The sequence below is a fragment of the Pseudomonas sp. LAIL14HWK12:I7 genome (assembly GCF_000483465.1).
Classification (GTDB): domain Bacteria; phylum Pseudomonadota; class Gammaproteobacteria; order Pseudomonadales; family Pseudomonadaceae; genus Aquipseudomonas; species Aquipseudomonas kermanshahensis.
In genome coordinates, this window is record NZ_KI519605.1 from 510,835 (window position 1) to 537,831 (window position 26,997).

The 26,997-nt window shown below is 63.9% G+C and carries 24 protein-coding genes; 14 read left to right on the plus strand and 10 right to left on the minus strand.

Going from position 1 to position 26,997, the window contains the following annotated elements:
• Window positions 1-86: 86 nt before the first annotated feature.
• Window positions 87-1,235, plus strand: a complete 1,149-nt coding sequence (locus D886_RS0121765; RefSeq protein ID WP_027595919.1) for a patatin-like phospholipase family protein — start codon at window positions 87-89, stop codon at window positions 1,233-1,235.
• Between the two features lie 115 nt (window positions 1,236-1,350).
• Here the strand turns inward: D886_RS0121765 and D886_RS0121770 are convergent, their stop codons facing one another.
• The gene (locus tag D886_RS0121770; protein WP_027595920.1) at window positions 1,351-2,175 is read right to left on the minus strand and encodes a VacJ family lipoprotein; all 825 of its coding nucleotides are present in this window, start codon (window positions 2,173-2,175) and stop codon (window positions 1,351-1,353) included.
• Window positions 2,168-3,466, minus strand: coding sequence for a serine/threonine protein kinase (locus D886_RS0121775; RefSeq protein WP_027595921.1), 1,299 nt, complete (start codon window positions 3,464-3,466; stop codon window positions 2,168-2,170). Before D886_RS0121775 ends, D886_RS0121770 begins: the two co-directional genes overlap by 8 nt.
• A 191-nt stretch (window positions 3,467-3,657) precedes the next feature.
• Between D886_RS0121775 and D886_RS0121780 the strand changes: the two genes are divergently transcribed.
• Window positions 3,658-4,026, plus strand: a complete 369-nt coding sequence (locus D886_RS0121780) for a hypothetical protein (protein ID WP_027595922.1) — start codon at window positions 3,658-3,660, stop codon at window positions 4,024-4,026.
• Between the two features lie 122 nt (window positions 4,027-4,148).
• Here D886_RS0121780 and D886_RS0121785 read toward each other — a convergent pair whose 3' ends face one another.
• Window positions 4,149-5,714: a beta-1,6-glucan synthase gene (locus tag D886_RS0121785; protein ID WP_027595923.1), complete on the minus strand. Its 1,566-nt coding sequence runs from the start codon at window positions 5,712-5,714 to the stop codon at window positions 4,149-4,151.
• 196 nt (window positions 5,715-5,910) lie between these two features.
• On the opposite strand from D886_RS0121785, the gene D886_RS0121790 reads away from it, so the two are divergent.
• The 3 genes from D886_RS0121790 (at window position 5,911) to D886_RS0121800 (ending at window position 8,985) form a co-directional block, all read left to right on the plus strand.
• Window positions 5,911-6,771, plus strand: a complete 861-nt coding sequence (locus D886_RS0121790) for a glycine betaine ABC transporter substrate-binding protein (protein WP_027595924.1) — start codon at window positions 5,911-5,913, stop codon at window positions 6,769-6,771.
• Window positions 6,772-7,012: 241 nt separating this feature from the next.
• The gene (locus D886_RS0121795) at window positions 7,013-7,324 is read left to right on the plus strand and encodes a DUF485 domain-containing protein (protein WP_027595925.1); all 312 of its coding nucleotides are present in this window, start codon (window positions 7,013-7,015) and stop codon (window positions 7,322-7,324) included.
• Window positions 7,321-8,985 (plus strand): cation acetate symporter, encoded by a 1,665-nt coding sequence (locus D886_RS0121800; protein WP_027595926.1) that lies wholly within the window; start codon window positions 7,321-7,323, stop codon window positions 8,983-8,985. Before D886_RS0121795 ends, D886_RS0121800 begins: the two co-directional genes overlap by 4 nt.
• 67 nt (window positions 8,986-9,052) lie before the next feature.
• Here the strand turns inward: D886_RS0121800 and D886_RS28005 are convergent, their stop codons facing one another.
• The gene (locus D886_RS28005) at window positions 9,053-9,205 is read right to left on the minus strand and encodes a DUF3309 family protein (protein WP_003252624.1); all 153 of its coding nucleotides are present in this window, start codon (window positions 9,203-9,205) and stop codon (window positions 9,053-9,055) included.
• Window positions 9,206-9,411: 206 nt separating this feature from the next.
• Here D886_RS28005 and D886_RS0121810 point away from each other — a divergent pair, with 206 nt between their 5' ends.
• A complete protein-coding gene (locus D886_RS0121810; protein WP_027595927.1) occupies window positions 9,412-10,221 on the plus strand; it encodes an SDR family oxidoreductase in 810 nt (269 codons plus the stop codon).
• Window positions 10,222-10,341: 120 nt separating this feature from the next.
• The gene (gene csrA, locus D886_RS0121815) at window positions 10,342-10,530 is read left to right on the plus strand and encodes a carbon storage regulator CsrA (RefSeq protein WP_027595928.1); all 189 of its coding nucleotides are present in this window, start codon (window positions 10,342-10,344) and stop codon (window positions 10,528-10,530) included.
• Between the two features lie 5 nt (window positions 10,531-10,535).
• Here the strand turns inward: csrA and D886_RS0121820 are convergent, their stop codons facing one another.
• The 5 genes from D886_RS0121820 to mnmC all read right to left on the minus strand — a co-directional run bounded on the left by D886_RS0121820 (window position 10,536) and on the right by mnmC (window position 18,000).
• The gene (locus tag D886_RS0121820) at window positions 10,536-10,763 is read right to left on the minus strand and encodes a YheU family protein (protein ID WP_027595929.1); all 228 of its coding nucleotides are present in this window, start codon (window positions 10,761-10,763) and stop codon (window positions 10,536-10,538) included.
• 81 nt (window positions 10,764-10,844) lie between these two features.
• On the minus strand, window positions 10,845-12,029 hold the full coding sequence (locus D886_RS0121825) for an osmoprotectant NAGGN system M42 family peptidase (protein WP_027595930.1): 1,185 nt from the start codon (window positions 12,027-12,029) through the stop codon (window positions 10,845-10,847).
• 100 nt (window positions 12,030-12,129) lie between these two features.
• On the minus strand, window positions 12,130-13,875 hold the full coding sequence (ngg, locus tag D886_RS0121830; RefSeq protein WP_027595931.1) for an N-acetylglutaminylglutamine synthetase: 1,746 nt from the start codon (window positions 13,873-13,875) through the stop codon (window positions 12,130-12,132).
• Between the two features lie 3 nt (window positions 13,876-13,878).
• The gene (locus D886_RS0121835; protein WP_027595932.1) at window positions 13,879-15,666 is read right to left on the minus strand and encodes an N-acetylglutaminylglutamine amidotransferase; all 1,788 of its coding nucleotides are present in this window, start codon (window positions 15,664-15,666) and stop codon (window positions 13,879-13,881) included.
• 366 nt (window positions 15,667-16,032) lie between these two features.
• A complete protein-coding gene (mnmC, locus tag D886_RS0121840; RefSeq protein WP_027595933.1) occupies window positions 16,033-18,000 on the minus strand; it encodes a bifunctional tRNA (5-methylaminomethyl-2-thiouridine)(34)-methyltransferase MnmD/FAD-dependent 5-carboxymethylaminomethyl-2-thiouridine(34) oxidoreductase MnmC in 1,968 nt (655 codons plus the stop codon).
• Between the two features lie 120 nt (window positions 18,001-18,120).
• Here mnmC and pap point away from each other — a divergent pair, with 120 nt between their 5' ends.
• Both pap and D886_RS0121850 read left to right on the plus strand, forming a co-directional pair.
• Window positions 18,121-19,614, plus strand: coding sequence for a polyphosphate:AMP phosphotransferase (gene pap / locus D886_RS0121845; protein WP_027595934.1), 1,494 nt, complete (start codon window positions 18,121-18,123; stop codon window positions 19,612-19,614).
• A gap of 268 nt (window positions 19,615-19,882) precedes the next feature.
• The gene (locus D886_RS0121850; protein ID WP_027595935.1) at window positions 19,883-20,848 is read left to right on the plus strand and encodes a DMT family transporter; all 966 of its coding nucleotides are present in this window, start codon (window positions 19,883-19,885) and stop codon (window positions 20,846-20,848) included.
• A 152-nt stretch (window positions 20,849-21,000) separates the two neighbouring features.
• On the opposite strand, the gene D886_RS0121855 is transcribed toward D886_RS0121850, so the two are convergent.
• Window positions 21,001-22,395 (minus strand): class II fumarate hydratase, encoded by a 1,395-nt coding sequence (locus D886_RS0121855; RefSeq protein WP_027595936.1) that lies wholly within the window; start codon window positions 22,393-22,395, stop codon window positions 21,001-21,003.
• Window positions 22,396-22,549: 154 nt separating this feature from the next.
• Here D886_RS0121855 and D886_RS0121860 point away from each other — a divergent pair, with 154 nt between their 5' ends.
• The 5 genes from D886_RS0121860 to D886_RS0121880 all read left to right on the plus strand — a co-directional run bounded on the left by D886_RS0121860 (window position 22,550) and on the right by D886_RS0121880 (window position 26,968).
• The gene (locus tag D886_RS0121860; RefSeq protein WP_027595937.1) at window positions 22,550-23,074 is read left to right on the plus strand and encodes a DUF2059 domain-containing protein; all 525 of its coding nucleotides are present in this window, start codon (window positions 22,550-22,552) and stop codon (window positions 23,072-23,074) included.
• A gap of 10 nt (window positions 23,075-23,084) precedes the next feature.
• A complete protein-coding gene (locus tag D886_RS0121865; RefSeq protein WP_027595938.1) occupies window positions 23,085-23,381 on the plus strand; it encodes a BolA family transcriptional regulator in 297 nt (98 codons plus the stop codon).
• A 193-nt stretch (window positions 23,382-23,574) separates the two neighbouring features.
• Window positions 23,575-24,507: a rhodanese-related sulfurtransferase gene (locus D886_RS0121870; RefSeq protein WP_027595939.1), complete on the plus strand. Its 933-nt coding sequence runs from the start codon at window positions 23,575-23,577 to the stop codon at window positions 24,505-24,507.
• A 3-nt stretch (window positions 24,508-24,510) separates the two neighbouring features.
• Window positions 24,511-25,143, plus strand: coding sequence for a DsbA family protein (locus D886_RS0121875; RefSeq protein WP_027595940.1), 633 nt, complete (start codon window positions 24,511-24,513; stop codon window positions 25,141-25,143).
• The gene (locus D886_RS0121880) at window positions 25,136-26,968 is read left to right on the plus strand and encodes an ABC transporter ATP-binding protein (protein ID WP_027595941.1); all 1,833 of its coding nucleotides are present in this window, start codon (window positions 25,136-25,138) and stop codon (window positions 26,966-26,968) included. The genes D886_RS0121875 and D886_RS0121880 overlap by 8 nt, the downstream gene beginning before the upstream one ends.
• Window positions 26,969-26,997: the final 29 nt, after the last annotated feature.

Sequence of the window (26,997 nt, forward strand, 5' to 3'; positions counted from 1 at the left end):
CGAAGAGGCCGGGGAATGCTGCCCATTATCTTTAGGGCTGCACCGGCCTCTTCGCAGCACAAGGCTGCTCCTACAGGAAGGATGCCATGACCCCACCTCCGGTAACTGGTCTGATCCTCTCTGGCGGCGGCGCCCGAGCCGCTTATCAGGTCGGCGTATTGGCCGGCATCGCTGAACTGCTGCCCCCGGGCGCGCCCAACCCCTTCCCGGTCATTGTCGGCACGTCGGCTGGCGCTATCAATGCGGTCACCCTCGCCAGCGGTGCCACCCGCTTCACCGAAACCGTGCGCAACCTCACCGCTTTCTGGCAAAACTTTCGCAGCCACCTGGTGCTGCGCAGCGACTGGCCGGGGGTAATCCGCCAGGCCAGCCGCTTCGTCAGCCACAGCCTGCTGGGCCTGGGTGGCCATGCACCGGTGGCGCTGCTCGACAGCAGCCCCTTGCGCGGCCTGCTGCAAGCGCACCTGGACCTGGACGGCATCGACCACGCCCTGGCCACCGAACAACTGCGCGCCGTGGCGGTGACTGCATTCGGCTACGAGTCGGGGCAGGCGGTGACCTTCTACCAGGGCCGCGGCACCATCGAGGCGTGGTTGCGCCACCGCCGCATTGGCGTACCCACGCCGTTGAGCATCGACCACTTGCTGGCCAGTGCGGCGATCCCGCTGTTGTTCGCGCCGGTCAGGCTGGGCGACGAGTACTACGGTGACGGCGCGGTGCGCCAGTCGGCACCGATCAGCCCGGCGTTGCACCTGGGGGCCAGCCGGGTGCTGGTGGTCGGGGTCAGCGGCAACCCGCAGCGGCCATCGCCGCCGCGACCCACCCAGCGAGTGTTCAGTGGCCAGCAGCCGAGCCTGGCGCAGATTGGTGGGCACATGCTCAACAGCACCTTCATCGACAGCCTGGAAGACGACATCGAACTGCTGCAGCGGCTCAACCACCTTAGCCACTTGCTGCCTGCCCACCTGGATGCACGGCGCCTGGGGCTGGCGCCGGTGGAAGTATTGGTGGTGGCGCCCAGCCAGCCGCTGGACGAAATCGCTGCGCGGCACCGGCGTGAATTGCCGGCGGCGTTGCGGCTGTTCTTGCGCGGGCCGGGGGCGACGCGGACCAGTGGGGCGGGGGTGCTGAGTTATTTGCTGTTCGAGGCGAGTTATTGCAGTGAGCTGATCGAGCTGGGGCGCAGGGATGCTTTGGTCAAGCGGCGCGAACTGGAGCAGTTTCTGGGGATTTGATGCAAGCAGTGCTGGCCTCTTCGCGGGCAAGCCCGCTCCCACAGGGGTATCACTGGCCTGAGCGCAGTGGGGTACCTGTAGGAGCGGGCTTGCCCGCGAAGAGGCCAGTAGCTATTTACTCAGCAATCTGAAGCTTGCGCGCCTGGGTATACACATACCGAACCTTCTCATACTCGAACGGCGAGTTGAGCTGGCCATAGCGGAATTTGGTGGTATAGCGCTTGTCCACCACCTGCAGGGCAAAGATTTCCGGGTGATCGGTACTGGTTTCCGGCACATTGAGGAAGTTGACTGCCTGCTCGCCCGCATAGTCCACCGCCAGCCCGGTGGTATCGCGCAGGTTCGAGGGGCCCAGCACCGGCAGCATCAGGTACGGCCCGTCCGGCACACCATAAAAGCCCAGGGTCTGGCCAAAGTCTTCACTCTGGCGCGGCAGGCCCATCTTGGTCGCTGGGTCCCACAGCCCACCAACCCCGATCAGCGTGTTGAACATCAACCGTGCGGTGATTTCCGCCGAGCGCTTGGCTTTCAGTTGCAACACACTGTTGAACAGGTTCGGCACATCGCCGAGGTTGTTGAAGAAGTTGCTCACCCCGGTGCGCACGAAACGCGGTGTTACATACTGATAGCCGCTCACCACGGGCAGCAGCACCCATTGGTCGAGGCGGTAGTTGAAGTGGTAGATGCGCCGGTTGATTGATTCCAGTGGGTCGTAGACGTTCAGCGCCTCCAGGGTGGAGCGTTCGAACTCGCGCTGGTCCAGGCCTGGGTTGAATTTCAATGCCCGCAACGGGTCGATGAAACCATCGGCCTCCGGTGGCAGCGGCGCGGCGGTAACCTGCGGGTCGGCCTCGACCACGCTGGCGCGCGGTGCGACCTCCGCGGCCAGGGCGTTGCCAGCGACGAGCAGGGCAGTGGCGAAGAGAAGTTTGTTAACCACGGAAGAACTCCAGCATGGCGTCGCTGTTGACGCGGTAGTTGAGGTTGCCGCAATGGCCGCCATGGGGGTAAAGGGTCAGGCGGTCGCCGAACACCTTGCGCAAGAAGCCGATATCGCCTGGGCCGAGGATGACGTCGTCGGCGTTGTGCATCACGGCAATTTTCGGGCTGTCGCGCAGGTAGTCTTCCAGCGCATACAGGCTGACCTGGTTAACCAACTGCAGGATGCTGTTGCCATCGGTGCGGGCGCGCCACATCGGGATCACCTGCTCGGTCATGTAGCAGTCGAAGTCGCACTGCAGGGCACGCTTGAAGAACGGCGTGAGGCTGCTGCCCTCGGTGATCGGGAACTTCGGCGGAATGATCAGCCCGCGGCGGTTGATCAGGTCGGAGGTAAAGGCGATATCGGCTGCCGAGAAGCGGAACGAGGTGCCGATCAGCATGGCCATCTGCTCGTTGGACAAGTGCTGGCGCGACTGCTGGAAGTCGTACAGCAGGGCTTCGTTGAGGTCGATGTAGCCCTTGTCCTGGAAGTAACGGGTCAACTTGGTGAGCATCAGCTCGTAGAACGTGGTGCTGCGGTCGATGCCTTTGACCTGGGTTTGCACCAGTTTGTCGAGGTTGTTGATCGAGGTGTACAGGTTGACCGGCGGGTTGAGCAGCAGCACACGCTTGAAGTTGAAGCTGCGCCGGGTCTCGTCCAGGTGGCTGACGAACGCCGCGTCCAGCGCGCCGAGGCTGTAGCCGGTGAGGTAGAACTCGCTGATCGGCAAGCGCGGGTGCTGGGCGCGCACGGCCTGCATCACCCGGTACATGTCTTCAGCGTCATCCTGGCTGATACCCGGGGTGGCGAAGCGCGAGGCCGCACTCATGAAGTCGTAGCTGGTGGGCGAGGACAGTTGCACCACGTGGTAGCCGGCTTGGTAGTACAGCTTTTTCAGGTATTCGTTGATGCTGCTGGAATAAGGTGCACCGGTGCCAGCGATCAGGAAGATCAGCGGCGCCTTGTGGTCCTGACGGGCCAGGCGGTACTTGAGCTTTTTTACCGACCAGAAGTTGTCGGGCAGGGTGAACTCACGCTCGGGTCGCAGGTTGAGGCTGTAGTCGTCCTGGTCGATGTCCTCATCGCTGGGCAAGGTTGGGCGTTGCTCCGGCGGCGTGGTGGCGATGGTCGCCTCGAACGGGTTGGTCAAGGGGTAGCCATAGCTCGCGGCGTCGATATCCCGCGCCGAAGCGGCCACAGCCATGAGCAGGCCGCCGAGCAGGGCAGCGAGGCGCAAAGATCGGTGCATGTAACCCCCAAAAAGAAATACAAGGTGTTGCGGTGTGCAGGCTAGGACCACGGCAGTATGGGCAAAGTTGCCAAGTGCGGTGGTCTTTGGTGTGCTTGTTATCTGCAACATAGCTGCAGGAAGGTGATTTTGCCTTACAACCGGCCTTGGGCGATCATGCACGATTTCGATTTCCGCTATTGGAGAACTGGATGTCTCGTTCGCTGCCGGTCATTGCCTTGCTGTTATTTCTGCCTGCGTGGCTGGCCGCCAGCTATGGCGTGCGTTATGGGTTGATGGAAGATGCGCAGTGGGTGGGGCTGTGTGCGGCGCCCGAGGCGTTCTGGCAGTGCCAGGTGCGCTCGCTGCTGGGGCTGGGTATTCATTTTCAGGTCATCGCCTGGAGTGGGCTTGGCCTGGCGCTGGTGGCGCAGGTGGTTGCGGGTCGGGTTGGGTGGTGGCTGGCAGGTTTGGCGTTGGTGTTCGCGATACCGGCGCTGGTGCTGTATACCGCCAGTATTGCGGTGTTTGCCGTGGTGCTGGCGGGGTTGCGGCTGGTGCGGCAACCGCGTCGCGGCTGACAGGGTCCGCTGTGCGGCCCATCGCAGGCAAGCCAGCTCCTACAGGTACAGCGCAGACCCTGACACCAGCGCGGTACCTGTGGGAGCTGGCTTGCCGGCGATGGGCTGCAAAGCAGCCCCTGTCAGCCTGCACGCAATCCTAGGCTCCGCCACAACGCCGCGGCCATCAACACGCTCACCACCGCCCAGCCCCAGGCCTGCTGATTCTCCAGCCCTTCCAGAAACAACTGCGGCGCCACCCCCGCCCCCACGATAAACGCCAGCAATGCCACCTCGGCCCGCCGCGCCAGCACCGGCCGCACCAGGTAAACCACTGCCGGCAACGCCAGTGCAGCCGTGGGGAAACTGCGATAACGCGGGTCGAACACCAGCGCCAGCATGCTCACCGCCGCCGCAAAGCCCGCTGCAAGCAACAGCCAGCCAGCACGGGCCTCAAGCCAGGCAAAAACACGCTCACGCCAGCCATCGCGGCGGGCCAAGGCCAGGGCGGCGTGGGCCAGCACCAGCAGGTTGAGCGCCGCCAGCAGCCCGGCCCACAGCCACTCCCCAGCAAAGCGTGCATGGCTGCGCATCAGCTCGCCCCACAGCCCCAGGCAACCCGCGCCAAACGCGGCCAGCAACGGCAACAGCAGGGCCGCCATGGGGGTAGCGGGCTGCCCGGCCACCAACAGCATGACCAGCATCAACACCGCGCTGGCCAGCAGCCACTGCGGCCAGTAGTGCAGGTTGCTGACGGGCCCTTCGAGCACGCCTTTGTCCTGCCGGTCGGCGTCGTAAAGCCCCCAGTAACCGCCCACGGCGCCTTCGCTGGCGCGCTTCCACGGCTGGTCGAAGGCCTCGATCAGGTTGTACCGCCAGCCATTGCTTTCGGCCATCGCCACAAAGCCACGGATAAAGCGCGCCTCGTTGGCCCGGCTGGGCACGGCGGTTTCCCGTTGGCGGCCTTCGCTGGGCCAGCCGGTCTCGCCGATCAGAATGTCCTTGGGCGCAAAGCGCGTCCCGAACTCACGGCGCACATCGGCGACATGGGCCAAGGCATCGTCGATGCCGCGCGGGTCATCCTCCCAGTAAGGCAGCAAATGGATGGTCAAAAAATCCACCTCCGGGGCCACCTGGGGGTGTTGCAGCCAGAATTCCCAGACGTCGGCATAGGTCACCGGCACCTTGACCTGGCGCTTGACCTTGGCGATCAGCTCGGCAAGGCGCGTGCCGGTGACTTCCTTGCGCAGCAGCGCCTCGTTGCCGACGATCACCGCGCTGACGACATCGGGGTTGGCGTTGGCGGCGGCAATCAGCAGGTCCACTTCCTTCTCGGTGTCCACCGGGTTGGCGTTGACCCAGGCACCGAGCATCACCTTCAGGCCATGTTTGCGTGCCAGTTGCGGTATCGCCTCAAGGCCGGTCATCGAATAGGTGCGAATGCACTGAAAACGCTCCGCCAGCAAGGCCAGGTCGGCATCCATGCGCGCCGGGCGCAGGCGAAACGGCTGGTCGAACGGCGACTGGTCCTTGTCGAAAGGGGTGTAAGAAGCGCACTGCAGTTTGTGCGTGGGGCTGGCCGCATCGGGCAGGTGCACCGGCTTGCCAAGCCCGTACCAGAGCGTTGCCAGCCCGATCAGGGCAAGCAGGCAGGCTAGCAGGTACAACGGCAGGTGCAGGCGGGTGGGGCTGGGCATCGGGCGGTCCATCGTCAGGCGCAAAAGGGTAGATAGTAGCCCGGCGCCAAACCTTTGGCATGCAAGGATCGCGCAGACTGGCGTGAGCCCATGGCGCTAATGGCACAGTGCTGTCGCCTATGGTTGGTTACATGTCGTACAGGGAGCAGGTCACAAGTTGTTGCAGGAAGATGATGCAATCTCCGAGACCTGACGAGGGGATGCTTTGATGGCAACTTTGAACAAGATGCGACGTTTACTGGGTGTGGGCACCGCCCTGGTAATGGCCATGAGCGCTGCACAGGCAATGGCCAAAGAAGTAAGCATTGGTTACGTGGATGGTTGGGCCGACAGCGTGGCGACCACCAACGTGGCCGCCGAAGTGATCAAGCAGAAGCTCGGCTACGACGTGAAGTTGCAGGCCGTGGCCACGGGCATCATGTGGCAGGGCGTGGCGACCGGCAAGCTCGATGCGATGTTGTCGGCCTGGTTACCCGTGACTCACGGTGAGTACTGGACCAAGAATAAAGACAACGTGGTCGACTACGGTGCCAACTTCAAGGATGCCAAGATCGGCCTGATCGTCCCTGAATACGTGAAGGCGGTAAGCATCGCCGACCTCAAGACCGACAGCAGCTTCAAGCAGAAGATCGTCGGTATCGACGCCGGCTCCGGCGTAATGCTCAAGACCGACCAGGCCATCAAAGACTACGACCTGACAGGTTACAAACTGCAGGCCAGTTCCGGCGCTGCGATGACCGCCGAACTGGGCCGTGCCTATGCCAAGCAGCAGTCGATTGCCGTGACCGGTTGGGTGCCGCACTGGATGTTCGCCAAGTGGAAGCTCAAGTTCCTCGAAGACCCGAAAGGCGTGTATGGCGCTGCCGAAACCGTCAACAGCATCGGCAGCAAGGAACTGGCGACCAAGGCGCCGGAAGTGGCGGAGTTCCTCAAGAAGTTCAGCTGGCAGTCCAAGGACGAGATCGGCGAAGTGATGCTGGCGATCCAGGAAGGCGCCAAGCCTGAAGCGGCGGCCAAGGACTGGGTGGCCAAACACCCGGACCGGGTCAAAGAGTGGACCGGTAAGTAACCGGCAACACGCTCACCTGTAGGAGCAGCCTTGTGCTGCGAAGAGGCCGGTACAGCCCCAGAAAAACGGGGCAATCTGTACCGGCCTCTTCGCAGCACAAGGCTGCTCCTACAGGTGTTTTGTTACTTAATCGGTAAAACACTGTTGCATCTAAGACTAAGGTCGTCTGGTTGGCGTCCAACGGCAGCATAAAGTGAGGGTGTGGGTTTCATCCCCTATCTGTGCTGCTAGGACAAAAACAATGAACGACAGCATTTACCTCTCGATACAAAACAGCCCGCGCTTCAAGGAGCTGGTTACAAAACGCGAACGGTTCGCCTGGATTCTCTCGGCGATCATGCTCGGTCTCTACTGCGCCTTCATCCTCCTGATCGCCTACGGTCCTCATGTACTGGGCGCCAAGCTCAGCCCAGAGTCGTCGATTACCTGGGGCATCCCCCTGGGCGTCGGCCTGATCGTTTCGGCATTTGTCCTGACCGCCATCTACGTGCGCCGTGCCAACGGTGAGTTCGATGAGCTGAACAAGGCCATCCTGAAGGAGGCGCAACAATGATTCGCCACGCCAAAGCCCTGGCCGTTCTGGCCTGCGGCGTTTTCGCACCCGCCGTGTGGGCCGCCGATGCCCTGACCGGCGAGGTGCAGAAACAGCCGCTGAACGTGTCGGCGATCGCCATGTTCGTGGCCTTCGTCGCCTTCACCCTCGGGATCACCTACTGGGCCTCCAAACGCAACAAATCGGCGGCGGACTACTACGCAGCCGGCGGCAAGATCACGGGCTTCCAGAACGGCCTGGCAATTGCCGGTGACTACATGTCGGCGGCCTCGTTCCTGGGGATTTCCGCCCTGGTGTTCACCTCGGGTTACGACGGCCTGATCTACTCCATCGGCTTTTTGGTCGGCTGGCCGATCATCCTCTTCCTGATCGCCGAGCGCCTGCGCAACCTGGGCAAGTACACCTTCGCCGACGTGGCCTCGTACCGCCTCGGGCAGAAAGAAATCCGTACCCTGTCGGCCTCCGGTTCGCTGGTGGTGGTGGCGTTCTACCTGATCGCGCAGATGGTCGGCGCCGGTAAGTTGATCGAGCTGCTGTTTGGCCTCGACTACCACGTGGCGGTGATCCTGGTCGGTATCCTGATGTGCCTGTACGTACTGTTCGGCGGCATGTTGGCCACCACCTGGGTACAGATCATCAAGGCCGTGCTGCTGCTGTCCGGTGCCAGCTTCATGGCACTGATGGTGATGAAACACGTCAACTTCGACTTCAACACCCTGTTCTCCGAAGCCATCAAGGTGCACGCCAAAGGCGAGGCGATCATGAGCCCTGGCGGCCTGGTCAAGGACCCGATCTCGGCGTTCTCCCTGGGCCTGGCGCTGATGTTCGGTACCGCTGGCCTGCCGCACATCCTGATGCGCTTCTTCACCGTCAGTGACGCCAAGGAAGCGCGCAAGAGCGTGCTCTACGCCACCGGCTTCATCGGTTACTTCTACATCCTCACCTTCATCATCGGCTTTGGCGCGATCCTGCTGGTCAGCACCAACCCGGACTTCAAGGACGCCGCAGGCGCCTTGCTGGGCGGTAACAACATGGCCGCGGTGCACCTGGCCAATGCCGTAGGTGGCAGCGTGTTCCTGGGCTTCATCTCGGCGGTGGCCTTCGCCACCATCCTGGCGGTGGTTGCTGGCCTGACCCTGGCCGGTGCCTCGGCGGTGTCCCACGACCTGTACGCCAGCGTATGGCGCAAGGGCAAGGCCAACGACAAGGACGAGATCCGCGTGTCGAAGATCACCACCATCGCCCTCGGCGTGCTGGCGATCGGCCTGGGCATCCTGTTCGAGAAACAGAACATCGCCTTCATGGTGGGCCTGGCGTTCTCGATTGCTGCCAGCTGCAACTTCCCGGTACTGCTGCTTTCGATGTACTGGAAGAAACTGACCACCCGCGGCGCCATGATCGGCGGCTGGCTGGGCCTGGTGAGTGCAGTGGGCCTGATGATCCTAGGCCCAACCATCTGGGTACAGATCCTCGGCCACGAGAAGGCGATCTACCCGTACGAGTACCCGGCGCTGTTCTCGATGCTGATTGCCTTCGTCGGTATCTGGTTCTTCTCGGTCACCGACAAGTCCAAGGCGGCTGAGAACGAACGTGCACTGTTCTTCCCGCAGTTTGTACGTTCGCAAACCGGCCTGGGCGCTTCCGGTGCGGTTTCGCACTGACCGCTGAGGCCTAAAAAAACCGCGATACGGGTGATGCCCGTATCGCGGTTTTTTCATGCTTGGCCGGCTAGATCATGCCTAGCAGCAACAGCACCAGCAGAATCACCAACACCACGCCGATAATGCCGGAAGGGCCATAGCCCCAGCTGCGCGAGTGTGGGAAGACGGGTAAGCCACCAATCAGCAGCAGGATCAGGATGATGATGAGGATCGTGGTCATGGCGGAGTCCTTGCGTGGTTAGGGGTCAAGGGCCTCGGACTGCTGGCCTCTTGTTAAATCGGACCGGTGCGCTTGGCTAAAGATTCCATTTGTTCGGTACTGACCGCTTGGTCATGCCCTTTCATTCACTACCCTGATGGACCCTCCCTCTCGGCAATGCCTTGATTAGACTCGCCTGACAACCCATCAGCACAAGGCCTGCCACCATGCAAAACCGCATCATGATCACCGGCGCCGGGTCCGGCCTCGGCCGCGAGATCGCCCTGCGCTGGGCACGCGAGGGCTGGCGCCTGGCGTTGGCCGATGTCAACGAGGCCGGCCTGCGCGAAACGCTGGAACTGGCCCGGCAAGCCGGTGGCGACGGGTTTATCCAGCGCTGTGATGTGCGCGACTACAGCCAGCTCACGGCGCTGGCCCAGGCCTGCGAAGAGCGCTTTGGCGGCATCGATGTAATCGTCAACAACGCCGGTGTCGCCTCGGGCGGCTTTTTCGCCGAGTTGTCGCTTGAGGACTGGGACTGGCAAATCGCGGTCAACCTCATGGGCGTGGTCAAGGGCTGCAAGGCCTTCCTCCCGCTGCTGGAGCGCAGCCAAGGGCGGATCATCAACATCGCCTCGATGGCCGCGCTGATGCAGGGCCCGGGCATGAGCAACTACAACGTCGCCAAGGCCGGTGTGCTGGCCCTGTCGGAAAGCCTGCTGGTGGAATTGCGCCAAGTGCAGGTGGCGGTGCACGTGGTGTGCCCGTCGTTCTTCCAGACCAACCTGCTGGATTCGTTCCGTGGCCCGAACCCGGCCATGAAGGCCCAGGTCGGCAAGCTGCTGGAGGGCTCGCCGATCAGCGCGGTCGATATCGCCGAGTACATCCACCGGCGAGTGGCTGTCGGCGAGTTTCTGATCTTGCCCCACGAGGCCGGGCGCCAGGCGTGGCAGCTCAAGCGCGAGGCACCTGAGCGGCTGTATGACGAGATGGCCGACATGGCGGTGAAAATGCGTGCCAAGGCGCCTGCGCGATGATCTGTCTGTAGGGGAAATTACCCATGGATGTAGGTTGCTTCTGAATTGCCCTGGAACTATTGAGTAGCCTTAAGTACCCGAGGCACGCTCCGGTTTTCCCTTACGCTGGAGGATCGGATCATGCTGGTAATAGGGCGCGAAGTAGGCGAAGTCATCACCATTGGCGATGACATCCGCATCATGGTGGTCGAGACGCGGGACGGGATGGTGCGTTTTGGGGTGAGTGCGCCCCGCGAGGTGCCGGTGCACCGCGCCGAGGTGTACAAGCGCATCAAGGAGGGGGAGGTGCGCAAGGGGCGTGGCGCGTGAGGGCGTCAGTCGAGCAGCTCGCGTGGCACATCATGTTTGGCCAGGAGCTGGCATTGCTGGCTTTCCGGGTCGAACAGGATGAACGCCTGGCCCTTGGCCAACGCCTGGCGCACCCGCAATACGCGGGTTTCGAGGGGGGTGTCGTCGCCGTTGTCGGTACCGTCGCGGGTGACGAAGTCCTCGATCAGCAGGGTCAGGGTGTCGGCTTGCAGTTGGTCGTAGGGGATTAGCATGGCGGGCGATTCTGGGGGTTGAGTGTGGGCATGCTACGCGAAACGTTCGCGCATTTGGGGCCGCTGTGCGGCCCCAAACTATCAGCCCTTATTCCCAACCAAGCTATCCACCGCCGGCACCCGCGTATCGCTCTCCATCTGCGCATCGTGCTCCAGCTGATGGCTGAAGCGCTCGAGCGAGGCATTGGCTGGCTGCGAATCACTGGCAAACACCGGTGGGCTCAACAAATACGCTGACAGCAACCGGCTCAGCGCCGCCAGGCTGTCGATATGCGTGCGCTCGTAACCGTGCGTGGCATCGCAGCCAAACGCCACCAGCGCGGTCCGGATGTCATGCCCCGCCGTCACCGCCGAGTGGGCATCGCTGAAGTAGTAACGGAACAGGTCGCGCCTGACCGGCAAATCGTGGTCGCCGGCCAGCTTCAGCAGGTGACGCGACAGGTGGTAATCGTAAGGCCCCGAAGAGTCCTGCATGGCCACGCTCACCGCATGCTCGCTGGAGGCCTGGCCTGGCGCCACCGGGGCAATGTCGATGCCGACGAATTCGCTGACGTCCCAGGGCAGGGCACCTGCCGCGCCGGAGCCGGTTTCTTCGGTGATGGTGAACAGCGGGTGGCAGTCGATCAGTGGCTGTCGGCCACTTTCCACCACTGCCTTGAGCGCCGCCAGCAATGCGGCTACGCCCGCTTTGTCGTCCAGGTGGCGGCCGCTGATGTGGCCGCTTTCAGTGAACTCTGGCAACGGGTCGAAGGCGACGAAATCGCCGATCGAGACCCCCAGGGCTTCGCAATCGGCGCGGGTCGCGCAGTAGGCATCCAGGCGCACTTCGACGTGGTCCCAACTGATAGGCATCTGGTCGATGGCGGTGTTGAACGCATGCCCGCTGGCCATCAGCGGCAACACGCTGCCGCGGAACACGCCGGTGTCGGTGAACACACTGACCCGGCTGCCCTCGGCAAAGCGGCTCGACCAGCAGCCCACCGGCGCCAGCGCCAGGCGGCCGTTGTCCTGCAACTGACGCACGCTGGCGCCGATGGTGTCCAGGTGCGCGGAAACGGCGCGGTCGGGTGAGCTTTGCCGGCCTTTGAGGGTGGCGCGGATGGTGCCACGGCGGGTCAGCTCGAAGGGGATGCCCAACTCATCCAGGCGTTCGGCCACGTAGCGCACGATGGTGTCGGTGAAGCCGGTGGGGCTGGGGATGGCGAGCATCTCCAGCAGGACGCGTTTGAGGTAGTCGAGATCGGGTTCGGGGTGGTGTTCGGACATGGGTACTCCTTACTGGCCTCTTCGCGGGGCAAGCCCGCTCCCACACGTAAACCTGAAACCTGTGGGAGCGGGCTTGCCCCGCGAAAGGGCCATCATTGATTTACGCCAATCCCCGGCTATGCGGGAACAACAAGTCGATGAACCGCTCAGCCGTCGGCTGCGGTTCATGATTGGCCAGGCCGGCGCGTTCGTTGGCCTCGATGATCACGTACTCCGCCTGTTCGGCATCACGCACCATGAAGTCCAACCCCACCACCGGAATTTCCAGCGCCCGTGCCGCGCGCACCGCCGCATCGGCCAGCACGGGGTGCAGGCGCTCGGTCACGTCCTCAAGGGTGCCACCGGTGTGCAGGTTGGCAGTACGCCGCACCGCCAGGCGTTGGCCGGCAGGTAGCACGTCGTCATAGCCCAGCCCCGCCGCGCGCAGGGTGCGCTCGGTTTCATCGTCAAGCGGGATGCGGCTTTCACCGCCGGTCGCGGCCTGGCGCCTGCGGCTCTGGGCTTCGATCAGCGCGCGGATGTCGTGCTTGCCATCACCCACTACCTGGGCCGGGTGGCGTATGGCAGCTGCCACCACTTCAAAGCCGATCACCACGATGCGCAGGTCAAGGCCGGCATGGAAGCTCTCCAGCAGTACACGGCTGTCGAACTGCTTGGCGTGGGCCACTGCGTGGGTGAGCTCTTCAAGGGTGGTGAGGTTCACCGCCACCCCTTGGCCTTGTTCGCCATCCACCGGCTTGACCACCACTGCGCCATGCTCGTCGAGAAACGCCAGGTTGTCGTCGGCGTTGCCCGCCAGTTGCTGCGCTGGTACACGCAGCCCGGCGTTGCTCAGTGCTCGCTGGGTCAGGCACTTGTCTTGGCACAGGGTCATGGTCACAGCGCTGGTCAGGTCGCTTAGCGACTCACGGCAGCGAATGCGACGCCCGCCCAGGCTCAAGGTGAACAGCCCGCCTGCGGCGTCTTCGACCTGCACTTCGATACCGCGGCGCAGCGCCTCGTCGACAATGATCCGTGCATAAGGGTTAAGCCCTGCTTCAGGGCCGGGGCCGAGGAACAGGCGTTCGTTGATGCCGTTCTTGCGCTTGACGGCGAAGGTCGGCAGGTTGCGAAACCCGAGTTTCTCGTACAGGCGCTTGGCCTGGCGGTTGTCATGCAGCACCGACAGGTCCAGGTAGGCCAGGCCGCGGCTCATGAAGTGCTCGATCAGGTGGCGCACCAGCACTTCACCCACGCCAGGGCGGGTGCAGTGCGGGTCCACGGCCAGGCACCACAGGCTGCTGCCGTGCTCGGGGTCATCAAACGCCTTGGCATGGTTAAGGCCCATGACGCTACCGATCACCGCGCCGCTGTCTTCATCCTCGGCCAGCCAGTAAACCGGGCCGCCGAGGTGACGTGGCGTGAGCCGGTCAGGGTCGACCGGCAACATGCCGCGCGCTTGGTAAAGGGTATTGATCGCCTGCCAGTCCCCCAGGTTTTGCGCCCGCCGCACGCGAAAACCGCGAAACACCCGCTGCGCCGGGCGGTAGTCGGTAAACCACAGGCGCAGGGTGTCGGAGGGGTCGAGAAACAACTGCTGCGGCGCCTGCGCCAGTACCTGCTGCGGCGCGGCCACGTACAGGGCAATGTCGCGCTCGCCGTGGCGCTCGTCCAGCAATTGCTCGGCGAGTGAAACGGGGTCTGGGTAGGTATGGCCGATCAGCAGCCGGCCCCAACCACAGTGCACGGCACGTGGCTGGTCGTGGGGCTCGCTGCCATCGCCGGCCAGGCGCGCCTGCAAACGCTCGTAGGACGGTGCCTGGCCGCGCAGCAGGCGCTGGCCGTAGGCGATTTCGTGGGCTTTCATCGGTCAGATTCCTTGTTCGCTCAGCCACAGGTTGAGCGCCGCCAGCTGCCACAGCTTGGAGCCTCGCAGCGGCGTCAACTGGCCATGCGGGTTGCTCAGCAAGCGGTCGAGCATGGCCGGGTTGAACAGCCCTCGGTCTTGGCTGGGGTCGGTCAGCAGTTCGCGCACCCAACCCAGCGTCGCGCCTTCCAGGTGCTTCAGGCCTGGGACCGGGAAGTAGCCCTTCTTGCGGTCGATCACCTCATGCGGGATGACCCGTCGGGCGGCCTGCTTGAGCACCTGTTTGCCGCCATCGGGCAGCTTGAAGCGTGCCGGGATGCGTGCCGACAGTTCCACCAGGCGGTAATCGAGGAACGGCGTACGCGCTTCCAGGCCCCAGGCCATGGTCATGTTGTCGACCCGCTTGACCGGGTCGTCGACCAGCATCACCGTGCTGTCCAGGCGCAGGGCCTTGTCGACCGGGTCGCTGGCGCCAGGGCGGGCGAAGTGTTCGCGGACAAAGTCGCCGGCGGCATCGCTTTCCAGCAGCCAAGGGGCTTGCACGGTGTCACGGTACTCGGCGTGGCTGCGGTCGAAGAACGCGTCGCGGTAGGCGCCAAAGGCATCCTCGGCGCCCTCCACCTGTGGGTACCAGTGGTAGCCAGCGAACAGTTCGTCGGCACCTTGGCCGCTTTGCACGCCTTTGCAGTGCTTGGCCACTTCCCGCGACAGCAGGTAGAAGGCAATGCAGTCATGGCTGACCATCGGTTCGCTCATGGCGCGGAAGGCGGCCGGCAGCTGGTCGATGATTTCATGTTCGGCGATGCGCAACTGGTGGTGGCGGGTGCCGTAGTGGCGGGCGATCAGGTCGGAGTACTCGAACTCGTTGCCGCGTTCGCCGCCGGCATCTTCGAAGCCGATGGAGAAGGTCGACAGGTCGTCCACACCGGCTTCACGCAGCAGGCCGACCAGCAAGCTGGAATCGACCCCGCCAGACAACAGCACGCCAACGTCCACCGCAGCACGCTGGCGGATCGCCACGGCATCACGGGTGGCGTCGAGCACGCGGGTGGTCCAGCCTTCGAGGTCCAGTTCACGCTCGTCGGGGTGGGCGCCGTACTGCAACTGCCACCAGGTCTGGCGTTCGATTTCGCCGTGGCGGTCGACGCGCATCCAGGTGCCCGGCTCAAGCTTTTGCACATTGGCCAGCAGCGTGCGCGGCGCGGGTACCACGGCGTGGAAGTTCAGGTAGTGGTTGAGCGCTACCGGGTCGATCATCGGGTCGATGTCGCCGCCCTTGAGCAGGGCAGGCAGGGTCGAGGCAAAGCGCAGGCGCTCGCCGTTGCGCGACAGGTACAGCGGTTTGACGCCAAGGCGGTCGCGGGCCAGGAACAGGCGCTGGTTATCGCGCTCCCAGATGGCCAGGGCGAACATGCCATTGAGCTTGGGCAGCAAGGCCGCGCCCCAGGCGTGGTAGCCCTTGAGCAGCACTTCGGTGTCGCCATCGGACCAGAACGTGTAACCCAGGTCTTGCAGCTCCTGGCGCAGTTCGGGGAAGTTGTAGATGGCGCCGTTGAAGGCCAGCGACAGGCCGAGGGTGTTGTCGACCATCGGCTGAGCCGAACCGTCGGACAAGTCCATGATTTTCAGCCGGCGGTGGCCGAGGGCGATCGGGCCCTGGCTATGGAAGCCCCAAGCGTCCGGGCCACGAGGCGCCAGATGGTGGGTGATGCGCTCCACCGCGGCCAGGTCGGCCGGGCGAGGGGGTTGGTCGAGGGGGGTGAAACGTAACTCTCCTGCTAATCCGCACATAAGTCCTTACCGGTTTTTCCGTTGGGGAGGCGGTGCCCAGAATCAGGGCGCCGTAAGGAACTGACCGGTGAGGTTTGTAGGAGTTTTAGAACGATCTGTTATATGGGGGAGGGTGCTGGGTGTTTGGTTTGGCATTTGTTGCGCCGGTGAGATCGAGCGCCGCTTGCGCGACGCTTCGCAGCACAAGGCTGCTCCTACAGGTGTATGGCGCGATATCGAGCCGGACAAACAAGGGGTCGCGCGCCGCCTTCACAGGCGTGACTGGCCCGAAAAAGAGGTAGGAGCAGCCTTGTGCTGCGAAGCGTCGCGCAAGCGGCGCTCGATCTCAAAGGCGCAACCTATCCCCAGCCATGCACCCCAGCCCTATCACTTACCCCGAACCAACCTGCGCAAGGCAAACCGGTTCGGATGGCACGCCTCAGCCACCGCCCGTGGTACCGGCAGCGGCTCCCCGCACACCCAGGCCGCAATCAATTCGCCCGACAGCGGGGCCGTGATCAACCCCCGCGACCCATGCCCGCTGTTCACATACAGCCCATCGAGCCAAGGGCATTCCACCTCCGGCACCTGCCGCGCGTCCTTGCCCAGCACGGCGAAGGCTTCGGTAAACGCCTGCGGGTCGGCCATGGGCCCGACGATTGGCAGGTAATCCGGGCTGGTGCAGCGAAACGCCGCCCGGCCCTGCAACTGCTCAGGGTCGAGTGCAGCGGTGTCCAGGCGCTGGGCCAGGTCCACAGAAATATCGTCCAGCAGCGCCAGGTTGCCCTTGTGCTCGGCAACGGTCGGCGCCAGGTCGTCACTGTGGAAGTCGAAGCTGGCGCCCAGGGTGTGTTCGCCCTCGCGCGGCGGCGCCACATAGCCGTCCGCACACACCACCGTACGCAGGGCGCGGCTGCTGTCGGTGGCCGGCAGGCGGGTGATCTGCCCGCGGATGCGCTTGAGCGGCAGCTGTGCGCAGGGCGCGAAATGCCGCACGTCGGCAGCACCGGCCAACACCACCAGCGGCGCGCTGGCCAGCAAGCGTTCGCCGTCCCAGGCCTGCCACAGGTGATCGACCTTGCGCAGTTCGATCACCTCATGGTGCACCCGAAGCTGGATCCTGGGGTGTTGCAACTGCGCCTGGCACAAGGCCGGCGGGTGTACCCAGCCGCCTTCCGGATAGAACAGGCCACCTGCGGGTAATGCCACCCCGGCGATGGCTTCGGCCTGGTCACGGTCAAGTGCGTGCAGCAGGTCGTGGTCGAACGCCTCGGCCAGTTTGCCCTGGCGTTCGGCCTCCTTGCTGTCGAACGCCAACTGCAGCACCCCGCAAGCATCCCAGTCGCGGCCGCGCTGCAAGTGCGCTAGCTGGCGCCGGGTGTAGCCGAAGCCGGCCAGGATCATCTGTGAAAGGGCCGTACCATGGGCAGACAGCTTGAGGTACAGCACCCCTTGTGGGTTGCCGGAGGCTTCCTGAGCAGGCGCCGCATGGCGCTCCAGTACCGTGACCTGCCAGCCACGCCTGGCCAGGCTCGCGGCACTGGCACTGCCCGCCAGCCCGGCACCGATCACCAGCGCCTCGCGTGGCCCCGCAGCACGGCGCGGGCGGCCATACCAGGGCAGCTGTTTACGCAGGGCGGTCGGCCCGGTGTAGGCACCGCTCATCACCTCCCACTTTTTGCCAATGCCCGGCACCTTCTTCATGGCGAAGCCGGCCTCGACCAGGCTGCGCCGCACCCAGCCGGTGGTGGTGAACGTGCCCAGTACGGTGCCTGGGTGTGACAGCTGCGCCAGTTGCGCGAACAGCTCTGGGGTCCACATGTCGGGGTTCTTGGCCGGGGCGAAGCCGTCGAGGAACCACACGTCGATGCGTGCATCAAGCTGCGGCAACTGCTCGAGCACATCGCCGATCAGCAGGGTCAGGGTCACCCGGCCGTTGGCGAAGGTGAACTGCTGAAACCCTGGGTGCACAGCCACGTACTGCTCAAGCAGTGGCTCGGTATAGGCCGCCAGCTCTGGCCACAGGCGCACTGCCCGGGCCATGTCGTCGTGGCCGAGCGGGTATTTTTCGACACTGACGAAATGCAGGCGGGCGTCGGCGTGGGCGTGCTGGTCGAATAACTGCCAGGCGCAGAAAAAATTCATGCCGGTGCCGAAACCGGTTTCGCCGATCACCAGGCAGGTGTGCGGCGTTAGGTCGGCGAAACGCTCGGCCAGGCGGGTCTGGCCGAGGAAGACGTGTTTGGTTTCTTCGATGCCTTCGTTGACGGCGAAGTACACGTCGTCGTACTGCCGCGAATGGGGGCGGCCCTGGTCGTCCCAGTCGATCTGGGCATGTTGGAGGAGGGTGGACATGGTGGGCTCGGTTGCAGCGGATGCGGGATTTTATGCCATCTGCGGTTTTTACGCTGGTTGCACGAACACAGCCCCAGCACAAATCCGCTAGTCTTGGTTATCCAATGAAGGAGCCACTGCATGTTCGAATCCGCTGAAATCGGTCACAGCATCGACAAGGAGACCTACGACGCCGAAGTGCCCGCCCTGCGCGAGGCGCTGCTCGAAGCCCAGTACGAGCTCAAGCAGCAGGCGCGCTTCCCGGTGATCGTGCTGATCAATGGCATCGAAGGCGCCGGCAAGGGCGAGACGGTCAAGCTGCTCAATGAGTGGATGGACCCGCGCATGATCGATGTGCTCACCTTCGACCAGCAGACCGACGAAGAACTCGCCCGGCCACCGGCCTGGCGCTATTGGCGGGCCTTGCCGCCGAAAGGGCGGATGGGCGTGTTTTTTGGCAACTGGTACAGCCAGATGCTGCAGGGCCGTGTGCATGGGGTGTTCAAGGACGCCGTGCTCGACCAAGCCATCACCGGTGCCGAACGCCTGGAGCAGATGCTGTGCGACGAAGGCGCGCTGATCATCAAGTTCTGGTTCCACCTGTCCAAGAAACAGATGAAAGCCCGCCTAAAGGCGCTCAAGGACGACCCGCTGCACAGTTGGCGCATCAGCCCGCTGGACTGGCAGCAGTCCGAGACCTACGACCGTTTCGTGCGCTTTGGCGAGCGGGTGCTTCGCCGCACCAGCCGTGACTACGCGCCCTGGCACGTGGTCGAGGGGGTCGACCCTTACTACCGCAGCCTGGCGGTGGGGCGCATTCTGCTGGACGGCCTGCAAGCCGCCCTCGCCAACAACCCCAAGGGCAAGCACCAGGGCAACGTCGCGCCGTTGGGTCGCAGCATTGACCAGCGCAGCTTGATCGGTGCCCTGGACATGACCCTGCGCCTGGACAAGCAGGATTACCAGGAACAACTGGTTACCGAGCAGGCACGCCTGGCCGGCCTGCTGCGCCACAAGCACATGCGCCGGCATGCCCTGGTGGCGGTGTTCGAAGGCAACGACGCGGCTGGCAAGGGCGGCGCGATCCGCCGCGTGGCGGCGGCGCTGGACCCACGCCAGTACCGCATCGTGCCCATTGCCGCGCCCAGCGAAGACGAACGCGCGCAACCGTACCTGTGGCGTTTCTGGCGGCACATCCCGGCGCGGGGCAAGTTCACTATCTTCGACCGCTCCTGGTATGGGCGGGTGCTGGTGGAGCGGGTCGAGGGGTTCTGCAGCCCGGCCGACTGGATGCGTGCCTACAGCGAGATCAACGATTTTGAAGAGCAGTTGGTGAATGCCGGTGTGGTGGTGGTCAAGTTCTGGTTGGCGATCGACCAGCAGACCCAGCTGGAGCGTTTCGAAGAGCGTGAGCAGATCCCCTTCAAACGCTACAAAATCACCGAGGACGACTGGCGCAACCGCGAAAAGTGGGACCTGTATACCGAGGCCGTGGGCGACATGGTCGACCGCACCAGCAGCGAGATCGCGCCATGGACACTGGTTGAGGCCAATGACAAGCGCTGGGCCCGGGTGAAGGTGCTGCGCACCATCAACGAGGCGCTGGAAGCAGCGTTTGCCAAGGACAAGAAATAGCCACCTGTGCCCGTTGGTCATTGGGGCTGCTGTGCAGCCCATCGCCGGCAAGCCGGCTCCCACAGGTGGGGCGTGAATCTCAGCAGGCGGTGTATCTGTGGGAGTCGGCTTGCCGGCGATGGGGCGCGCAGCGGCCCTTTCGGACTGCCCGTCCAGCCATGCCGCGGTGGAATGACCTGATGAATTCTTTTCCCGGCACTTAGCCCCGCGCCAGCCGCCAAGCCCGTAGAATCCAAGCACCCCCAACACGGGCTTGATCGAGGGCTTTATGCACACCACTTCCGGACGCTGGGTCTATGGCCTGCTGTTGGCACTTCTGACCGCGCTGCTGTGGGACATCCTGCCGATCAAGCTCAAGCAGGTGCTGCAGGTGATGGACCCGGTCACCGTCACCTGGTACCGCCTGTTGGTGTCTGGCGGGCTGTTGTTCGCCTGGCTGGGGGCCAAGCGCCAGTTGCCCTCGTTCGGCAAGCTCGGGCCCAAGGGCAAGGGGTTGGTGGCCGTGGCCGTGCTTGGCCTGATGGGCAACTACGTGCTCTACCTGATCGGCCTCAAGCTGCTTAGCCCTGGTACCGCGCAACTGGTGGTGCAGGTAGGCCCGGTGCTATTGCTGGTGGCCAGCGTGTTCGTGTTCAAGGAGCGCTTCAGCCTGGGGCAGGGGCTGGGCCTGGTGGTGTTGATCGGCGGTTTCGGGCTGTTCTTCAACCAGCGTCTGGAAGAGCTGCTGACCTCACTCGGCACCTACACCACTGGCGTGCTGACCATTTTGCTGGCGACCAGCATCTGGGTGTTCTACGCCTTGAGCCAGAAGCAGCTGCTGACGGCATGGCATTCGCAGCAGGTGATGATGGTGATTTACCTGAGCTGCGCCGCGCTGCTCACGCCTTGGGTGCATCCACTGGAAGCGTTGCAACTGACGCCGCTGCAAGGCTGGCTGCTGTTGGCTTGCTGCCTGAATACCCTGGTGGCGTATGGCGCCTTTGCCGAGGCACTGGCGCACTGGGAGGCCTCAAGGGTAAGCGCGACGCTGGCGTTGACGCCGTTGGTGACCTTTGTGGCGGTGGCGCTGGCGGCCTGGGTGTGGCCCGACTATGTGCATGCCGAGGACATCAATGCCCTGGGGTATCTGGGGGCGGTGACGGTGGTGCTGGGGTCGGCGCTGGTGGCGCTGGGGCCTTCGTTGGTTGCCGGTTGGCGCGCCAGAAAGGCACGGTTGGCGCAGGTCCATCAATAGCATGCGCTAGCCACCGTCCTTGGACCAGCCTTGTGCTGGTGTAGGAGCAGCCTTGTGCTGCGAAGAGGCCAGTGAAAATAGCGAAAAATCACTGTGTTTGCACCGGCCTCTTCGCAGCACAAGGCTGCTCCTACAGGGGAGGGGGGATCGGGTCAGCCTTTACCGCCCGGCGCCAGCATGTTTTCCGGCCTGACCCACTGATCGAACTGTTCATTGGTCAGGTACTTCAACGCCAACGCCGCCTCGCGCAAGGTCGTGCCCTCGGCATACGCCTTCTTGGCAATTTCCGCTGCCTTGTCATAGCCAATATGCGGGTTCAATGCCGTCACCAGCATCAACCCTTGCTCCAGGTGCGCCGCCATCTGCTCGGCATCCGGCTCGATCCCGGCCACGCAGTGCTGCTGGAAGTTGCGGCAGCCATCAGCCAGCAGTTCAACCGACTGCAGCAGGTTGTGGATGATCACCGGTTTGAACACGTTCAACTGCAAGTGGCCTTGGCTGGCAGCAAAACCGATCGCCGCGTCGTTGCCCAGCACCTGGCAGGCCAGCATGGACAGTGCCTCGCACTGGGTCGGGTTGACCTTGCCGGGCATGATCGAGCTGCCCGGCTCGTTGGCCGGCAGGCGCACTTCCGCCAGCCCCGTGCGGGGGCCGGAGCCAAGCAGGCGCAGGTCATTGGCAATTTTCATCAAGGCCACGGCCAGGGTCTTCAGCGCCCCCGCCAGGCTGGTCAGCGGTTCATGGCCGGCAAGGGCGGCGAATTTGTTGGGCGCGGTGACGAATGGCAATCCGGAAAGGGCCGCCAGCTCGGCCGCGATGGCTTCGGCAAAGCCGTGTGGCGCGTTCAGGCCGGTACCGACGGCCGTGCCGCCCTGGGCAAGTTCGCAGACTGGGGGCAGGGTGGCGCGAATGGCGCGCTGGGCGTAATCGAGCTGGGCAACGAAGGCCGAGACCTCCTGGCCGAAGGTGATCGGCGTGGCGTCCATCATGTGCGTACGGCCGGTCTTGACCAGTTTGAGGTGGCGCGCCGACAGTTCGGCCAACCCCGAGGACAACTCGGCGATCGCCGGCAGCAGTTTTTCATGCACCGCCTGGGCCGCGGCAATGTGCATGGCGGTGGGGAAACAGTCGTTGGAACTCTGCGAGCGATTGACGTGGTCGTTGGGGTGCACGGGCGTCTTGCCGCCACGGCCCTTGCCGGCCAGTTCGTTGGCGCGCCCGGCGATGACTTCGTTGACGTTCATGTTGCTCTGGGTGCCGCTGCCGGTTTGCCAGACCACCAGCGGGAACTGATCGTCATGCTGGCCGTCGAGCACTTCGTCGGCGGCCTGCTCGATCAGCCGGGCGATATCGGCCGGCAGGTCGCCGTTGCGGTTGTTGACCCGTGCCGCGGCTTTCTTGATCAGCGCCAGGGCGTGCAGCACCGCGAGCGGCATGCGTTCCTTGCCTATGGCGAAGTTGATCAGCGACCGCTGGGTCTGCGCACCCCAATAGGCGCCCTCAGGAACTTCGACCGGGCCCAGGCTGTCTGTCTCGATACGGCTCATTCTGCGCTCACTCCTTTGTGGTTCGAAATCGCAGTTTAGGCCCTGATTCGACAGCGCGGTTCCCTCGCTCGTCGTGCCCACTTGAGCACATCGCCACCACAGCGCAGAATGCTCTACTCTGAGGTACCCGCCTCCCTCTCTTGAAGGAAATGCAATGACCCGTCTCCGTGTCCTTTGTGCCGCCGTCGCCCTGGCCTGTGCCAGCGGTCAGGTACTCGCTGCCACCGCCAGTCACAACGCTGCCGCCGAGAAATTCCTGACCCTGGCCAACGCCGACAAGCTGGGCACCCCGGTCTATATGCAGGTCCAACAAATGTTCGCCCAGCGCTTCGCCCAAACCAAGGCGCCTGCGTCCAAGCAACCGGTGCTGCAAAGCTACCAGGCCAAGGCCAACGCCGCCCTGGACAGCGCCATCGGCTGGAACAAGCTGAAGCCGAAAATGGTCGACCTGTACACCGCCACCTTCACCGAGGCCGAGCTCAAGGACCTGGTCAAGTTCTACGAGTCGCCGCTGGGCAAGAAAGTCCTGCGCGAAATGCCTAAGGTTACCCAGCAGTCGGCCCAGCTGACCCAGCAGAGCCTGGAGCCTGCGGTACCGGTGGTCAACAAGCTGCTCGAAGACATGACCAAAGAGCTTGACCCGAACGCTGGCAAGGCCGCCGCCCCCGCCAAGAAGTGAGTAACGCGTGATGAGCATGCAGCACCGCATCGAGCAACAACTGGCCGCGCTGGCGCCGCAACACCTGGAAGTGCTCAATGAAAGTCACATGCACAGTCGTGGTCAGGAGACCCACTACAAGGCAGTGATCGTCAGCGAGCAGTTTGCCGGGCTGAACAGCGTCAAGCGTCACCAGAAGGTCTACGCCACCATGGGCGAGCTGATGGGCCAGATCCACGCCCTCGCGATCCACACCTACACCGCTGAAGAGTGGGCCAAGGTCGGGGCCGCACCGGCCTCGCCGGTGTGTGCGGGCGGCGGGCACTGAATCCTTTCTAGCGTTCTGGTAGAATCCGCAACAATCCCAAAGGGGGCCGCTTTGCGGCCCATCGCAGGCAAGCCAGCTCCCACACCCTGTACCTGTGGGCGCTGGCTTGCCTGCGATGGGCTGCGAAGCAGCCCCCTGTTTTTGTTACCCCGGTCCGCCCCTTACGAGGGCAACCACCTGGAGATTCACGTTCATGTCACAACCGATCGTCGTCGCGGCGCTGTACAAATTCGTCACCCTGCAAGACTACGTCGAGCTGCGCGAGCCGCTGCTCAAGGCCATGCTCGACAATGACGTCAAAGGCACCCTGCTGCTGGCCAACGAAGGCATCAACGGCACCGTGTCGGCCACCCGCGAAGGCATCGACGGCCTGCTGGCCTGGCTGCGCAACGACCCGCGCCTGGTGGATGTCGACCACAAGGAATCCTACTGCGACGAACAGCCGTTCTACCGCACCAAGGTCAAGCTGAAGAAAGAGATCGTCACCCTTGGTGTGCCGGGCGTGGACCCCAACCAGCAGGTGGGCACCTACGTCGAGCCCAAGGACTGGAACGCCCTGATCAGTGACCCTGAAGTGCTGCTGATCGATACCCGCAACGACTACGAAGTGGCCATCGGCACGTTCAAGGGCGCCATCGACCCCAAGACCGAGACCTTCCGCGAGTTCCCCGAGTACATCAAGGCCAACTTCGACCCGAGCAAGCACAAGAAAGTGGCGATGTTCTGCACCGGCGGTATCCGTTGCGAAAAAGCCTCCAGCTACATGCTCGGTGAAGGCTTCGAGGCGGTCTATCATCTTAAAGGTGGCGTCCTGAAGTACTTCGAAGAAGTGCCTCAGGAAGAAAGCCTGTGGGACGGCGACTGCTTCGTCTTCGACAACCGCGTCACGGTGCGCCATGACCTGAGCGAAGGCGAGTACGACCAGTGCCATGCCTGCCGCCACCCGATCAACGCAGAGGAGCGTGCGTCCGAGCACTATTCGCCAGGTGTCAGCTGCCCGCACTGCTGGGACAGCCTGAGCGAAAAAACTCGCCGCAGCGCCATCGACCGGCAGAAGCAGATCGAGCTGGCCAAGGCCCGCAACCTGCCGCACCCGATCGGTTACAACTACAAAGCCGAGGCCTGATGCATGTCTGCACGCCTGCTGTATGTGATGGACCCTATGTGCTCCTGGTGCTGGGGTTTTGCGCCGGTGGCCACGGCCCTGATCGCCCAGGCGCGTGAAGCCGGCGTGCCGACCCACCTGGTGCCAGGCGGCCTGCGCACCGGCGGCAGCGCCTTGGATGCGTCGACCCGCAAGTACATCCTCGAGCATTGGCAGGCGGTGGCCGACGCCACTGGCCAGCCGTTTCGTTTCGAGGGCGCCATGCCTGACGGTTTTGTCTACGACACCGAACCTGCCTGCCGCGCCCTGGTCACCGCCCGTGAGCTGGACGCCGAGCGCGTCTGGCCACTGCTGGCGTTGATCCAGCGCGCGTTCTACGAGGCCGGTGTCGACGTGACTACCGCGCCGCACCTGGTTGAGCTGGCCGAACAGGCGGGCTTCGACCGTGCGGTGTTTGCCGAGGCCTTTGCCCGCGCCGACACGCGTGTAGCCACCGCAGCCGATATTGCATGGGCGCAAGACTTGGGCATCGCCGGTTTCCCCACCCTGCTGGCCGAGCGCAACGGCCAGCTGGCGCTGCTGACCAACGGCTACCAGCCGCTGGAGCGCCTGCAACCCTTGCTCGGCCGCTGGCTGCAGCAGGCTGCCTGTGCTTGATGTGCCCGGGTCGCCCGACCCTGTGCCAGGGAAACCCCACAGTGCGGCCGATCGACTGAGCTGGGCGGAAATCCGCCGCCTGGCCCTGCACCACAAGAAAAACCTCTGGTCAGCCAACCTGATTGCCGTGCTCGCGGCGTGCTGCAGCGTGCCGATCCCCTTGCTGCTGCCGCTGCTGGTGGATGAAGTGCTGCTGGGCCACGGCGACGCCGCGCTGAAGTGGATGAACCACCTGCTGCCGGCCAACTGGCAGGTCGCGGCCGGCTATATCGGCCTGATGCTGGCGCTGACGTTGTGCCTGCGCCTGGCCGCCCTGGCCTTCAACGTGGTGCAGGCCAAGCTGTTTGCCGGGCTGGCCAAGGACATCGTCTACCGCCTGCGTATTCGGCTGATCGAACGGCTCAAGCGGATTTCCCTCAAGGAATACGAAAGCCTGGGCAGCGGCACGGTGACCACTCACCTGGTCACCGACCTGGACACCCTCGACAAATTCGTCGGCGAGACCCTCAGCCGCTTCCTGGTCGCCATGCTGACCCTGACCGGCACGGCGGCCATCCTGATCTGGATGCACTGGCAACTGGCGTTGCTGATTTTGCTGTTCAACCCGCTGGTGATCTACTTCACCGTGCAGTTGGGCAAGCGCGTCAAGCACCTGAAAAAGCTCGAAAACGACAGCACCGCGCGCTTTACCCAGGCGCTGTCGGAAACCCTCGACGCCATCCAGGAGATCCGCGCCGGCAACCGCCAGGGCTATTTCCTGGGGCGCCTGGGCGTGCGCGCCCGGGAGGTGCGTGACTACGCCGTGGACTCGCAATGGAAGAGCGATGCCAGCGGCCGCGCCAGTGGTTTGTTGTTCCAGTTCGGCATCGATATCTTCCGCGCCGCGGCGATGCTCACTGTGCTGTTTTCCGACCTGTCGATCGGCCAGATGCTGGCGGTGTTCAGCTACCTGTGGTTCATGATCGGCCCGGTGGAGCAACTGCTCAACCTGCAGTACGCCTACTACGCCGCCGGTGGCGCCCTGAGCCGGCTCAACGAGCTGCTGGCGCGTGCCGACGAGCCGCAGTACCCGGCGGCCAGTGACCCGTTCGTGGGCCGCGAAACAGTGGGCATCGAGGTGCGCGACCTGCGCTTCGCCTATGCCGACGAGCCGGTGCTCGAGCACCTCGACCTGTCCATCGCCCCAGGCGAGAAGGTGGCCATCGTGGGCGCCAGCGGTGGCGGCAAGAGCACCTTGGTGCAGCTGCTGCTTGGCCTGTACAGCGCCCAGGCGGGGACCATCCGCTTTGGCGGTGCCAGCCTGCAGGAAATCGGCCTGGAAACCCTTCGTGAAAACGTCGCGGTGGTGCTGCAGCACCCTTCGTTGTTCAACGACAGCGTGCGCGCCAACTTGACCATGGGCCGCGAGTGCAGCGACGAAGCCTGCTGGCAGGCGCTGCGCATTGCGCAGTTGGACGCCACCATCGCCGCCTTGCCGCAAGGGCTGGACAGCGTGGTCGGGCGTTCCGGTGTGCGCCTGTCCGGGGGGCAGCGGCAACGGCTGGCGATTGCCCGGATGGTTTTGGCCGAACCCAAGGTGGTGATTCTCGATGAAGCCACGTCGGCGCTGGATGCTGCCACCGAGTACAACCTGCACCAGGCCCTGGCGCGCTTCCTCAGCGGCCGCACCACGCTGATCATCGCCCACCGCCTGTCGGCCGTGAAACAGGCCGACCGGGTGTTGGTGTTCGATGGCGGGCATGTGGCCGAAGATGGCGACCATCAGCAGTTGATTGCCGAGGGTGGTTTGTACGCCAAGCTGTACGGGCATCTGCAGCAGACCTGAGCCTCTTGTTACGGGCGGTGCGAATCGCC